This is a genomic window from Thermohalobaculum xanthum (genome assembly GCF_016623495.1).
In the GTDB taxonomy this organism is placed as follows: domain Bacteria; phylum Pseudomonadota; class Alphaproteobacteria; order Rhodobacterales; family Rhodobacteraceae; genus Thermohalobaculum; species Thermohalobaculum xanthum.
The window spans coordinates 74,728-86,612 of sequence record NZ_JAEHHL010000005.1 but is presented as its reverse complement, the minus strand read 5'-3'; the positions used below and the strand labels follow the sequence as shown (position 1 = coordinate 86,612).

General features: G+C 69.7%; 12 protein-coding genes. 5 read left to right on the top strand and 7 right to left on the bottom strand.

Annotation, left to right across the window (positions count from 1 at the left end; genetic code table 11):
* Positions 1–10: 10 nt before the first annotated feature.
* Positions 11–937 carry a DMT family transporter gene (locus H0I76_RS09485; protein WP_200609629.1) on the bottom strand — a complete coding sequence of 309 codons (927 nt, stop codon included), beginning with the start codon at positions 935–937 and terminating at the stop codon, positions 11–13.
* A gap of 166 nt (positions 938–1,103) precedes the next feature.
* Here H0I76_RS09485 and H0I76_RS09480 point away from each other — a divergent pair, with 166 nt between their 5' ends.
* The 3 genes from H0I76_RS09480 to H0I76_RS09470 all read left to right on the top strand — a co-directional run bounded on the left by H0I76_RS09480 (position 1,104) and on the right by H0I76_RS09470 (position 5,397).
* Positions 1,104–2,732 (top strand): long-chain-fatty-acid--CoA ligase, encoded by a 1,629-nt coding sequence (locus H0I76_RS09480; RefSeq protein ID WP_200609628.1) that lies wholly within the window; start codon positions 1,104–1,106, stop codon positions 2,730–2,732.
* Between the two features lie 134 nt (positions 2,733–2,866).
* The gene (locus tag H0I76_RS09475; protein ID WP_200609627.1) at positions 2,867–4,267 is read left to right on the top strand and encodes a YjgN family protein; all 1,401 of its coding nucleotides are present in this window, start codon (positions 2,867–2,869) and stop codon (positions 4,265–4,267) included.
* A complete protein-coding gene (locus tag H0I76_RS09470) occupies positions 4,267–5,397 on the top strand; it encodes a M48 family metallopeptidase (RefSeq protein WP_200609626.1) in 1,131 nt (376 codons plus the stop codon). The genes H0I76_RS09475 and H0I76_RS09470 overlap by 1 nt, the downstream gene beginning before the upstream one ends.
* 13 nt (positions 5,398–5,410) lie before the next feature.
* On the opposite strand, the gene H0I76_RS09465 is transcribed toward H0I76_RS09470, so the two are convergent.
* Positions 5,411–6,343, bottom strand: a complete 933-nt coding sequence (locus H0I76_RS09465) for an MBL fold metallo-hydrolase (RefSeq protein WP_200609625.1) — start codon at positions 6,341–6,343, stop codon at positions 5,411–5,413.
* A gap of 61 nt (positions 6,344–6,404) precedes the next feature.
* On the opposite strand from H0I76_RS09465, the gene H0I76_RS09460 reads away from it, so the two are divergent.
* Complete coding sequence (locus H0I76_RS09460) at positions 6,405–7,745, top strand: ATP-binding protein (RefSeq protein ID WP_200609624.1); 1,341 nt, start codon at positions 6,405–6,407, stop codon at positions 7,743–7,745.
* Positions 7,746–7,760: 15 nt separating this feature from the next.
* On the opposite strand, the gene H0I76_RS09455 is transcribed toward H0I76_RS09460, so the two are convergent.
* The 5 genes from H0I76_RS09455 to H0I76_RS09435 all read right to left on the bottom strand — a co-directional run bounded on the left by H0I76_RS09455 (position 7,761) and on the right by H0I76_RS09435 (position 10,829).
* Positions 7,761–8,102, bottom strand: a complete 342-nt coding sequence (locus tag H0I76_RS09455; RefSeq protein ID WP_200609623.1) for a tRNA-binding protein — start codon at positions 8,100–8,102, stop codon at positions 7,761–7,763.
* A gap of 85 nt (positions 8,103–8,187) precedes the next feature.
* A complete protein-coding gene (locus tag H0I76_RS09450) occupies positions 8,188–8,652 on the bottom strand; it encodes a phasin family protein (protein ID WP_200609622.1) in 465 nt (154 codons plus the stop codon).
* A 137-nt stretch (positions 8,653–8,789) separates the two neighbouring features.
* Positions 8,790–9,605: a pyrroline-5-carboxylate reductase gene (proC, locus tag H0I76_RS09445; RefSeq protein WP_200609621.1), complete on the bottom strand. Its 816-nt coding sequence runs from the start codon at positions 9,603–9,605 to the stop codon at positions 8,790–8,792.
* 147 nt (positions 9,606–9,752) lie between these two features.
* Positions 9,753–10,256: a type III secretion system chaperone family protein gene (locus H0I76_RS09440; protein ID WP_200609620.1), complete on the bottom strand. Its 504-nt coding sequence runs from the start codon at positions 10,254–10,256 to the stop codon at positions 9,753–9,755.
* A gap of 327 nt (positions 10,257–10,583) precedes the next feature.
* A complete protein-coding gene (locus H0I76_RS09435) occupies positions 10,584–10,829 on the bottom strand; it encodes an accessory factor UbiK family protein (RefSeq protein WP_200609619.1) in 246 nt (81 codons plus the stop codon).
* 157 nt (positions 10,830–10,986) lie between these two features.
* Between H0I76_RS09435 and lgt the strand changes: the two genes are divergently transcribed.
* Complete coding sequence (gene lgt / locus H0I76_RS09430) at positions 10,987–11,865, top strand: prolipoprotein diacylglyceryl transferase (protein WP_200609618.1); 879 nt, start codon at positions 10,987–10,989, stop codon at positions 11,863–11,865.
* Positions 11,866–11,885 lie beyond the last annotated feature (20 nt).

The following is an 11,885-nucleotide window of genomic DNA, read 5'->3' as shown; positions in this document are numbered from 1 at the left end:
GACGCGGCGATCAGGCAGGGGCCGGACGCCGCAGACCGGACCACATCGCCATGATCCCGGCGAAGACGATCAGCCCCATGCCGAAGGCCACGCGCAGCGACAGCACCTCGCCCCACAGCAGCCACGAGATCAGCGGCGCCCAGACCAGGAAGCTGAAGTCGAAGATGCCGATGAAGCTCGACTCGGCACTGCGGTAGCCCACCGCGATGCAGGTGGTGGCGGCGATCCCGCTGGCGCCGATCAGCAGCGCCAGCGCAAAGGCCGTGGCATCGGGCGCAATCCAGGGCCGAAGCGCGAAGTCCGCGCCCTCGACCCCGCCGAAGGCCGCCTCGAGCACCGGCAGCCCGGCAAGGCCGCAGCCCCCCAGCAGGATGAAGCCCACGAACTGCCAGAACGACATGCAAAGCGCGCTCTCGCCAGCGCACTGACGCCGGGTCCAGATCACGCTGAGCGCATAGAACGCGCCGCCCGCCAGCGCCACCATCGCCATCGGCCGGATCGGCTGGGTCCCAACCCCCAGCACGATGCATACCCCGACGAAGCCCAGCGCCGCCCCCATGATCCGCCGCGGACCGACCCGCTCGCCCAGGAGCGCCGCGGTGAAGAACGCGACCCAGAGCGGCGAGGTGAAGAGCCCCGCAGCCGCGATCGAGATCGACACCGACGGCACCGCCGCGAAATACATCATCAGTGCCACGATCGACAGCAGGCTGCGAACCGCGATTCGCCATGCCGAGACCGGCATGATCAGCCGCAGCCGCCCGAAGGCCAGCACCGCGAGCAAGACCGCGGGCAGCACCATGCCCGCGCGCATCACCTGGAACTGCCAAAGCCCCATGCGGTCGGCCACAAGCGGTATGAAGTTGTCGCTGAACGCGATCAGCGCCATGCCGCCCGCAACCCACATCGCGGCCCCGGCGGCCGTTCTTTCCTGCATCGCCTGGCACCCCCGCCTGTGCGCACCGGCCATTGACCGGCCCGCACGCTCCACGCCCCCACGCGGCCTTTTTTGGGCGTCCGCCCGCCCGCGCGCAAGCACGGACTTGAGGGCAACGGTCCGCCTGCTAGAGTTCCGAAAAAACACGAGGCTGGAGAGGAACGCCATGCAGGGTCTGATGCAGGACTGGCCGTTGCGCGTCACCGCGATCATCGATCACGCGGCGCGCTACCACGGCGGGCGTGCCGTCGTCAGCCGCTCGATCGAGGGGCCGGTCACCCGCACCACCTGGGCGGGCGTCCGCCGCCGCGCGCTGCAGGTGGTGCAGGCGTTCAGGCGCCTCGGCATCCGGCCCGGCGAGGTGGTCGGCTGCATGGCCTGGAACACCGCGCGCCACATGGAGGTCTGGTACGGCGTGCCGGGCATGGGCGCGGTGCTGCATTCGCTCAACCCGCGCCTGGCGCAGGAGCAGCTGGCATACATCGCCGACCATGCCGAGGACCGCTGGCTGATCTGCGACCCCGACCTCGCGCCCGTCGTGGCGGCGCTGGCGCCGAAGCTTCCCAAGCTGCGCGGCGTGATCGTCCTGACCGACCGCGCCCACATGCCCGAGGAGCTGCCCGACGCGCTGTGCTACGAGGAGCTGCTGGCGGCCGAGGACGGCGACGCCGGCTGGCACCGGGGCGACGAGCGCGACGCCTGCGGCATCTGCTACACCTCGGGCACGACCGGGCACCCCAAGGGGGTGGTCTACGCGCATCGCTCGAACGTGCTGCACGCCATGGCGATGATCCAGCCGGACATGCTGGCGCTGAGCTCGCGCGACGTGATGATGCCGGTCGTGCCCCTGTTCCACGCGAATGGCTGGTCCACCGGCTTCTCGGTGCCGATGGCGGGCGCGGGCATGGTGCTGCCGGGGCGGATGATGGACCCCGCCAGCCTCTACGGGATGCTCGAGCAGGACGTGACCATCACCGCCGCGGTGCCGACGGTCTGGCTGCCGCTGCTGGCCTATCTGCGCGAGCAGAAGCTCGACCTGCCGCATCTCGACCGCGTGGTGATCGGCGGATCGTCCTGCCCGCGCGCCGTCATCGAGGCCTTCCAGCACGACTACGGGGTGCAGGTGCTGCACGCCTGGGGCATGACCGAGACCTCGCCGCTGGGCACTTTCGCCTCGTTCAAGCCCGAGGTCGTCGCCATGCCCGAGGACGAGCGCATCAACGTCCAGATGAAAGTGGGCCACCCGCCCTTCACGGTCGAACTGTGCATCCGCGACGATGCCGGCGACGACCTGCCTTGGGACGGCGAGACCCAGGGGCGGCTGCAGATCCGCGGCCCCGGCGTGCTGCGGCGCTATCTCAAGCAGGACGCGGATACGATCGATGCCGATGGCTGGTTCGATACCGGCGACGCGGCCACCATCGACGCGCTGGGCTACGTGCGGATCACCGATCGCTTCAAGGATGTGATCAAGTCAGGCGGCGAATGGATCAGCTCGATCGAGATGGAGAATGCCGCCGTCAGCCATCCCGACGTCGCCGAGGCGGCGGCGGTGGGTGTGCCCCATCCGAAATGGGACGAGCGCCCGGTTCTTTGCATCGTGGCCAAGCCCGGCCGCGATCCCGGCGTCGAGGAGATCCTCGATCGCCTGCGCCCGCATTTCGCGAAATGGCAGATGCCTGACGACGTCCTGTTCGTCGACGAGATCCCGCACACGGCGACGGGCAAGATCTCGAAACTGACGCTGCGCCGGCAGCTCGAGGAGGCGGGCTATCGCCTGCCCGACCAGCGCTGAGCGCCGGGTCGGCGGCACCACATGGGGCGCGTGCCGCGGGCGCCGGGATGCAATTCGCGCGCGGCTGACCCGATTTCCGCCACAGTGATGCGGCACGAATGACGCCATAATTCGCGGCCCTGAAGGAGGCAGCCTTGGGCGAGGATAAGGAGCAACCCCGCCGCAGGTCCTGGGACCTCGACCAGTATCACACGTCTCGCGGGCAGCAGGAGACGCCGTCCGATCCGTTCGGGCGTCGCACCCGCGAGGAAGAAGTCGACGAGAAGGCGTTGCTCGCGGCGCTCTACGGCGACAAGAGCATCCGCGCGCGCTATCGCGATGATGGCTCGTTGCTCCTGCTGGCCCTGAAGACCGCGCTTCTGTCGGTGCTGACGCTGGGCATCTACCGCTTCTGGATGGTGACGCATCTGCGGCGCTATTTCGCCAGCGCGATCCGGGTCGACGGCGATGCGATCGAATACACCGGCACCGGCATCGAGAAACTGCTGGGCTTCCTGCTGGCGCTGGTGGTGCTGGCCGTCTATCTGGGGCTGATCAACACCGGCCTCGCCTTTCTCAACCTCAGCTTCTTCCAGGGCAACCCGCTCGCGCTGAACGTATCGCTGCTGGCGCTGGTGCCGTTCTGGTTCTGGGCGAGCTATCGCGCGCGGCGCTACATGCTGTCGCGCCTGAGGTGGCGCGGCATCCGCTTCGGCGTCGAGCCGGGGGCGTGGGGCTACACCTGGCGCTCGCTGCTGTGGGGGCTGCTGACCATCGTCACCGCCGGCCTGGCCCTGCCCTACATGCATTTCAAGCAGGCGAAATACGTGACCGACCGGACCTGGTTCGGCGACCAGAGGTTCGAGCAGGAGGGCTCGTGGCTGGGGCTGATGGTCTGGTGGTCGTGGATCTACGTGACCGCCCTGATCTTCGCGCTGGTGACCTGGGGCATGGTGATCGAGGCCGAATACAGCGAAGACTTCACCGAGGGCGCCGTCAGTATCATGATGATGCTCTGGTTCGTGGTCGCGTCCTTCATCGTCTTCGCCTACCAGATCAGCAGCTTCCGCTACCTGTGGGACAACCGCGTGCTGGGCGAGTCGACGCTCGGCAACGACGTCTCGATCCTCAGGGTCTTCGGCATCACCGTCGGCGGCTACATCGCGACCTCGCTTGCGACCCTGGTCGCGGTCGCGATCGTCGGGGCGGCCGTCGCGGGCCTGTGGATCGTCCTTGGCGGGCCGTCGGCCGCAGCCCTTCTTGCCATGGCCGAGAGTCGGGCTGGTGCCGGGGCCGAGGCGTCCGGGTTCTCGCTGGGCGCGGCAACAGTGCCTCTTGTCGCGATCGTCGTGATCGGGTTTCTGACCATCAATGCGATTGTCTACGCGCTGACCCAGCTGTTCCTGGTGCAGCCCGTGCTGCGGCGGAAGGTCGAGGCCATGCAGATCGAGAACCCCCACGCTCTGCGCAGCGTGGCCCAGCGCTCGCACGACGAGGCGACCGAGGCGGGCGGCTTCGCCGACGCGCTCGGCCTCGACGTCGGCGCGGGCGTCTGATGGCGGAATCCACGCGCTACGCGCTGCTCGAATCGGACGGGCGGTATTTCGACGGCCTGTCCTCGCGCCCGCGCGAGGTGATCCTGGGCTTTCGCGAGCGCTCGCTGATCATCCGCACCATGCGCGACGAGGTGCTGACCCACTGGCCGCTCGCCAGCCTCAGGGCGGTCTCGGCCCGCCACGACCGCCCCGTGCAGATCGTGCCAAACCTCGAGAGCGACGAGCGGCTCGTCGTCTCGGACGAAACCATGATCGAGGCGATCACCACGGTCTGCCCCGACCTCTACCATCGCCCCGTCGATCATCGCGGCATGCGCCGCGCGATCGTCTGGGGCCTGGGCGCGGTCGGCGCGGTGCTGGCGATGGTCTTCGTGCTGATCCCGGCGCTGGCGGGCCAGCTTGCGCTGATGATCCCGCCCGAGCGCGAGCGCGCGTTGGGCGATGCGCTGGTGGGGCAGCTCACGCAGATCCTCGACCTGGGAGGAAGCACGTCGCGCTTCTGCATCGAGGCCGAGGGACGCGAGGCGCTCGACCGGATGGCGGCGCGGCTGGGCGGCGGCGCCAGGCTGCCCTACCCGCTGCGGCTCGACGTGCTCGACCACGGCATGATCAACGCCGTGGCGCTGCCCGGCGGTCGGATCCTGGTCTTCCGAGGCCTGATCGATTCGGCCGCGACACCCGAGGAAGTGGCGGGCGTGCTGGCCCACGAGATCGGCCACGCGATCCATCGCGACCCGACGGTGGTGACGCTTCGCGCGGCGGGCACGGCGGGCCTGCTGGGCCTGCTGATCGGCGACATCTTCGGCGCCAGCGCCATCGCCGCGGCAAGCGACGCGGCGCTGAACGCGAGCTACCAGCGCGAGGCCGAGGCCCGCGCCGACGAGGTCGCCCTGCAGCTGCTGGCCGAGGCCGGGCTGCCGAGCCGGCCATTCGCGCAGTTCTTCGAGCGGCTCGAGGCGCAGCACGGCAGCACGCCGCTGGCGCTGCGCTACTTCGCGTCGCATCCCGAGCTGGCCGAGCGCGCCGGGCGGGCTGCGGCGGCCGACACCATCGGCGACGGCGCCTTCACGCCAGCGCTGAGCGACCGCGACTGGATCGCGCTCAAGGGCATCTGCAGCACGCGCGGCTGAGGCCGCCACCCGGTCAGGCGGGGCGGAACTCGGCATCGGCCGAGAGCGGCCCGGCGACATCCACGCGCCCCTCGGCAAGAAGACCCAGCAAGGTCGCCAGGACATTACGCGCGGCCGCTGGCAGCAGCTTCGGATCGGTGTCGTGGTAGACCGCAGCGGCGAGGCTTTTCGCCGTGCCACCGCCAGCGGCGCCGAGAGCCGCCAGGATCGCCTCCTCGCGCGCCGCGCGATGCGCGATCAGATGCGCAAGAAGCGGCGCGGGCGCCGTTACCTCGTGGCCGTGCCCCGGCAGGTAGAGACGGTCGCCCCCGCGCGCGGCCAGCCGCCGCAGGGTCGCCATCTGCGCAGCCATGTCGCCCTCGGGCGGCGAGACCAGCGTCGTCGTCCAGCCCATCACCGCATCGCCGGTGAACAGCGTGCCCGTGCCCTCGAGCGCGAAGGCCAGGTGGTTCGACAGGTGCCCGGGCGTGTGCAGCGCGGTGAGCCGCCAGCCCGGCCCGGTGACGCTCTCGCCCTCGGCCAGCAGCCGGTCGGGCGCGAAGCCGCGATCGGCCCCCTCGCCGCCACCGAGGTCGAAGCCCGCGGCCTGCAGCTCGCGCATCGCCGCGCTCATCCCCGCCCCGTGCGGGCCGAAGGCGCAGACCGGCGCCCCCGTGCGCGCTGCAAGGCGCCGCGCGCCCGGGCTGTGGTCGACATGGCTGTGGGTCACGAGGATCGCCGCCACCGCCTCGCCCGGCTCGAGCGCGCCGAGGATCGCGTCGAGATGCGCCGGATCGTCGGGCCCGGGGTCGATCACAGCGACCTCGCCGCGGCCGACGATGTAGCTGCGCGTGCCCGTGAAGGTCATCGGCGAGGGATTGGCGCAGGTCACGCGCCGCACCCCCGGCGCGACCGGCTCGGCAAGGCCATGGACCACATCGGGCCGCAGGTCGAAAATCGCGCTCATCGCGGCCGTACCCTTTCCGCCTCTTGCCCCGGGCGCCCGCCGCGCCCTAGCGTCGGGCAAGATGAAGCGCATCTCGGCCACACTCAAGAAGTTCACCCCGCGCAGCCTGTTCCGCCGCGCGCTGATGATCCTCGTGCTGCCCATCCTGCTGCTGCAGGTGGTGGTGGCGGTGCTGTTCATCCAGCGCCACTACGACGGCGTGACCGGCCAGATGGCCACCGCGGTCGCGCGCGAGATCAGGTTCGTGATCAGCCAGATCGAGAACCTGCCCGATGTCGATGCCGCCAACGAGATGCTGGCGACCATCGCAATCCCCCTGGGCTTCGACTTCAGCCTGCGTCCCGACGACCGGGTCGAGCCCGACGCGGTGCGCGCCCTCTATGACGTCACCGGCGGGGTCATCGAGGAGACGCTGAAGGACGAGTTGCGCCGGCCGATGGCGCTGGACCTGGTGACCTATCCCAAACACGTGGACGCGCGCATCTCGACCACCAAGGGCGTGCTGCAGGTGCTGATCCCGCGCCGGCGGATGAACGCCTCGAACCCGCACCTGCTGCTGGTCTGGATGACCACGATCTCGGTCGTGCTGACCACGGTGGCGGTGATCTTCCTGCGCAACCAGGTGCGCCCGATCCGCGAGCTTGCCACCGTGGCGAGCGCCTTCGGGCGGGGGCGCAGCCTGCCGTTCCGCCCCTCGGGCGCCGAGGAGGTGCGCCGCGCCGGCATCGCCTTCGTCGACATGCGCAACCGCATCGAGCGCCAGATGCAGCAGCGCACGCGGATGCTGTCGGGCGTGAGCCACGATCTGCGCACGCCTCTCACGCGCATGAAGCTGGCGCTGGCCGTGATCGACCCCTCGCCCGAGACGGCCGAGCTGTCACGCGACGTGTCCGAGATGGAGCACATGCTGGACGCGTTCCTGGCCTTCGCGCGCGGCGAGGCGGGCGAGCTTTCGTCGGACACCGACCCGGTCGAGCTGGCCGAGGAGATCGCCGAGGACGCGCGCCGCCGCGGGCGCGAGCTTGCCCTCGTGGCCGAGGTCGAGACCCCGGGCGAGCGCGCCGTGTCGCTGCGCCGGCAGGCGGTGAAACGCTGCGTGGTGAACCTGGTCGAGAACGCGCTGGCCTATGGTGACACGGTCTCGCTGGGGGTGCGGCTGGGCCCGAAAAGCGTCGAGTTCACGGTCGAGGACGACGGCCCCGGCATCCCGCCCGACAAGCGCGAGGAGGTGCTGCGCCCCTTCACGCGGCTCGACGAGGCGCGCGGGCAGAACATCGCCTCGGGCGTTGGGCTCGGCCTGTCGATCGCGCTCGACATCGCGCGCAGCCATGGCGGCAGCCTCTCGCTCGACGAAAGCCGCCGTCTCGGGGGCTTGCGCGCCTGCGTGCGCCTGCCGCGCTGAACGCCCGCGGGCGGATCAGTACATCCGCGCGCCCGGCGCAACCTCGAGATCGGGGGCGAGCAGGACGACCTCGCCGTCGCCGTCGGGGACGCCCAGGGTCAGAACCTCGGACATGAAGGGGCCGATCTGGCGCGGCGGGAAGTTGACCACCGCCATGACCATGCGGCCGACGAGAGCCTCGGGGGTGTAGTGCACGGTGACCTGCGCCGAGGACTTCTTCACGCCGATCTCGGGGCCGAAATCGATGCGCAGCTTGAACGCGGGCTTGCGCGCCTCGGGAAACGGTTGGGCCTCGATCACGCGCCCGGCGCGGATATCGACCTTCAGGAAATCGTCAAAGGAAATCTTGTCGCTCATGCATGCCCCCGATTACTGCGGGCGCGAAATATGAAGGCCGCCTGCGCGGAGCGCAAGCGGCCCTTGGATCGGTCGTGCTGCCGGATCAGGCGGCGAGCTTGGACGCGGCGTCCTTGAACTCGGCAACGGCCTCCTCGAAGCGGGCCTTGACGATCTCGAAAGCCTCGGTGTTGGCCTTCTGGGCGAGCTCGGAGAGCTCCTTCACGTTGGCCACGGCCTTCTCCATCGCGACCTTCGCCGTCTCGATGTTCTTGGCGGTCTGGTCGGCGGTCACCGGCTGGCCCTGCAGATCGGCCATCTGGTCCTTGATCGCGGCGATCGTTTCCTCGACGAGGGCGACCTGGCGCTTGTAGATCTCCTGGTAGCCGGCGATCGCGACCTTGTTGGCCTCGACCATCGCGGCAACGTTCTTCTGCTGGGCGGCAATCACCGCCTCGACGTCAACGGCGGGCATCTTGCTCGTGTCGAAGAACTTGTCGAACTCGGGCAGCTTGAAGAACTCGCCCATCTTCTCGGCGTCGAAGGTGAAGGGGAACTTCTCGATAGCCATCGGTAAACTCCTTGGGTGCTGTGTGATGGCCGGGGCCTTCCCCGCGCCGTTCTGAAAAGGAATATTGTGCACCGCACAAAAAAAGTCAACGGCGAAAATTGTGCGCTGCACAAAGTTTCACATTAAAACTGTATCGCTCAGCCGCGAAGCTCGCGCGATCGCTCGGCCGCGGCCGCCACGGTGCGGGTCATCAGATCCGGCAGCTCGGCCATCAGAACCCCAAGCCCGGCCGCGGTGGTGCCGCCCGGGCTGGTCACGTTGACCCTGAGCTGGGCCGCGCTTTCCTCGGACGCCCGCGCCAGCGCGCCGGCGCCACAGACCGTCGCGCGCGCGAGCCGCATCGCGAGCCCCGGGGCAAGCCCCGCCGCGACGCCGGCCTCGGCCATCGCCTCGATCATGTGGAAGACATAGGCCGGGCCCGAGCCCGAGAGCCCGGTGACCGCGTCCATCTGGTCCTCGCTGTCGAGCCTGACGGTCTGGCCGATGGCGGCCAGAAGCACCTCGCTCATGCGCAGCACGGTCTCGTCCGCCGCGGCGTTGCCGATGATCGCGGTGATGCCCTGCCCGACCGCCGCGGGCGTGTTGGGCATGGCGCGCACGATGGGGGTCGCGGGCCCGAACATCTCCTCGAACGCCGCGATCGGCGTGCCGGCCGCGATCGAGACGAAGACGGTGCCCTGCCCCGCCAGCGGGCGCAGCACCGGGGCGGCGTCGCCCATCATCTGCGGCTTGACCGCGATGATCGCGACCGAGGCGGGGGCGAGCGCGGAAGGGTTGAGGACAAGGCCCTGGCCCGCGAGTTCCGTGACCCGCGCCGAAGGATGCGGGTCGAGCACCGTGACCGACGAGGGCGCGAGCCCGCCCGCGAGCCAGCCCTCGAGCATCGCGCCGCCCATCTTGCCGCATCCCAGCAGCACCAGATTCTCGACACCCGCCTCGCCAAGCGCAGCCATGTCCGCTTTTCTCCGTTCAGGATTCGATGACAGGTTCCAGAAAAGACCCGGGCGCCCACCCCGCGTCAACCGCGGAGCGGACGCCCCCGCACGCCGGCATGTCAACCGCCGCCTTCCCCCCGGCAGAGGCGGCGTGCGCCGCGCGCGTCAGGCCGTGCCGTAATGTTCCTCGATCGCGACCCTGAGCGCCGTCTCCGGCGCCTCGTCGCCCCAGCCGACAAGCTGGAAGGCGGGATAGAACCGCTCGCTCAGCGCGACCGCCGAAAGCACCATCGCCTCGATCTGCTCGGGCGTCGCGGTCGCGCCGCCGGCCAGCGTGAGCCCGTAGCGGAAGGCCAGCATGCCCTGATCGGCCCAGTGAACGAAGCTGCCGTTCCAGATCTTGTCGTTGATCATGTGGATGAGGCGCACGACCTCGGGCCGCCGCGCCTGCGCCGGGTCGAGCTCGAAGGAACACACCAGCCGCAGCATGTCGTCATAGCCCGACCAGGCGAGCGAGAGCGAGTAAGTGCGCCACGACCCTTCGATCGCCATGGCGATCTGGTCCTCGCCCAGACGGTCGAAATCCCAGCGGCACTGCTCTGCCAGGGTCTCGACCATGTCGATGGGATGAACGTCGGCTGCGATAAAGTCCTGCTCGACTGCGGTCATTGCCTCGATACCCCCTCCTGTCTGGTGGTCCCGTGAGGCCTGTCCCACAGGATGCACCCAGGGTTGCCATGGATCGTGTAACGAACTCTCCCGATCCACGAGATATGGTGGCACCGACCACCGGGGGCGTAAAGCGATTTCCGGGCCGACAGGAAAGTTTCACGGATCGCGGCCACACGCGTGGCGCGTCTGCCTCAGAACGGGACAGACCTTGCCTGCCGATCGGGCACTCGGGGGGCGACGGCGGCCCGGGCAGGGACGCAGAGGGATTCGCTTTGGGCGCGACCGGCCGCGTGTTCCTCCGCGTATCGCGGCGCCGGGGCGGGATTACTTGAGCTTCGCCTCGAGCGCCTCGATCCGCGCCCTGAGCTCGTCGTTCTCGGCGCGCGCCTTCGCCGCCATCTCGCGCACGGCCTCGAACTCCTCGCGCGTGACCAGGTTGGCGTCGGCGATCCAGCGCTCCATGAAGCTGCGCATCGCGGTCTCGGCCTCGGTCTTCACGCCTTGGGCCATGCCGGCGGCATTGGTCATCAGCTGGCTGAGATCGTCGAACAGCTTGCCGCGGGTCTGCATGGTGCCTCTCTCGTGATCGGGCCGGCCAGACGCCGGCATGTCCCGTTATATGCGCGTGCGGGCGCGCGCGGGCAAGCCGTTCGGCCGACGCGCGCTTGACAGGGGCCTGCGCCTCGACCACCCATGACGCGCCCTTTGCCCCGCATCCGGAGGCCCGATGCCCCCTTTCGTCCTGCCCTTCCCGCAGATCGATCCGGCGATCTTCACGCTCGATCTGGGCGGGTTCAGCTTCTCGCTGCGCTGGTACGCGCTCGCCTATATCGCGGGGCTGGTGCTGGGCTGGCGGATGATCGTCGCCCTGATGCGCCGGCCGCGGCTGTGGCCCGCGCAGACCCCGCCGATGACGCCCGACCAGCCGGAGGAGCTGCTGACCTGGATGACGCTGGGCGTGATCCTGGGTGGGCGGATCGGCTATGTGCTGTTCTACAACCCCGCGCAGTTCCTGGCGAACCCGGCCGAGATCTTCGCGATCTGGGAAGGGGGCATGTCGTTCCACGGCGGCTTCCTTGGCGTCATCCTGGGCGTCGTGGGTTTCGCGTGGCGCAAGGGCGCGCCGCTTCTGTCGGTGGGCGATGCGGTCGCCCTGGCCGCGCCGCTGGGGATTCTGTTCGGCAGGCTCGCGAACTTCATCAACGGCGAGCTGTGGGGCCGGCCGACGGACGTGCCCTGGGCGATGGTCTTTCCCCATGCGGGCCCCGAGCCGCGCCATCCGAGCCAGCTTTACGAGGCGGGGCTCGAGGGGCTGGTGCTGGGCCTGGTGATGTGGTGGCTCGCGCTGCGCGCCGGCTGGCTCAGACGGCCCGGCGCGCTGATCGGGGTGTTCTTCCTCGGCTACGGCCTCGCGCGCAGCTTCGTCGAGAACTTCCGCCTGGCGGACGAGCAGTTCCGCAGCGCCGCGAACCCGCTGGGACACGTCATTCGTTTCGGCTCGCAGCCGGATGCCTGGGGGCTGACCATGGGCCAGATCCTGTCGCTGCCGATGGTGGCGATCGGGCTCGGCTTCCTCGCCTTCGCGATGACGCGGCGGCAGGCGTGACGCCAGCCGCGACCCCTCTG

What these genes read in the sequence shown, in the direction of transcription:
- H0I76_RS09480 (WP_200609628.1), top strand. Translation starts at nt 1,104, where the DNA reads ATGCAGGGTCTGATGCAGGACTGGCCGTTGCGCGTCACCGCGATCATC.
- proC (WP_200609621.1), bottom strand. Translation starts at nt 9,605, where the DNA reads ATGGCTGCGCTTGGCGAGGCGGGTGTCGAGAATCTGGTGCTGCTGGGA.
- H0I76_RS09470 (WP_200609626.1), top strand. Translation starts at nt 4,267, where the DNA reads ATGGCGGAATCCACGCGCTACGCGCTGCTCGAATCGGACGGGCGGTAT.
- H0I76_RS09440 (WP_200609620.1), bottom strand. Translation starts at nt 10,256, where the DNA reads ATGACCGCAGTCGAGCAGGACTTTATCGCAGCCGACGTTCATCCCATC.
- H0I76_RS09455 (WP_200609623.1), bottom strand. Translation starts at nt 8,102, where the DNA reads ATGAGCGACAAGATTTCCTTTGACGATTTCCTGAAGGTCGATATCCGC.
- lgt (WP_200609618.1), top strand. Translation starts at nt 10,987, where the DNA reads ATGCCCCCTTTCGTCCTGCCCTTCCCGCAGATCGATCCGGCGATCTTC.
- H0I76_RS09465 (WP_200609625.1), bottom strand. Translation starts at nt 6,343, where the DNA reads ATGAGCGCGATTTTCGACCTGCGGCCCGATGTGGTCCATGGCCTTGCC.
- H0I76_RS09435 (WP_200609619.1), bottom strand. Translation starts at nt 10,829, where the DNA reads ATGCAGACCCGCGGCAAGCTGTTCGACGATCTCAGCCAGCTGATGACC.
- H0I76_RS09450 (WP_200609622.1), bottom strand. Translation starts at nt 8,652, where the DNA reads ATGGCTATCGAGAAGTTCCCCTTCACCTTCGACGCCGAGAAGATGGGC.
- H0I76_RS09485 (WP_200609629.1), bottom strand. Translation starts at nt 937, where the DNA reads ATGCAGGAAAGAACGGCCGCCGGGGCCGCGATGTGGGTTGCGGGCGGC.
- H0I76_RS09460 (WP_200609624.1), top strand. Translation starts at nt 6,405, where the DNA reads ATGAAGCGCATCTCGGCCACACTCAAGAAGTTCACCCCGCGCAGCCTG.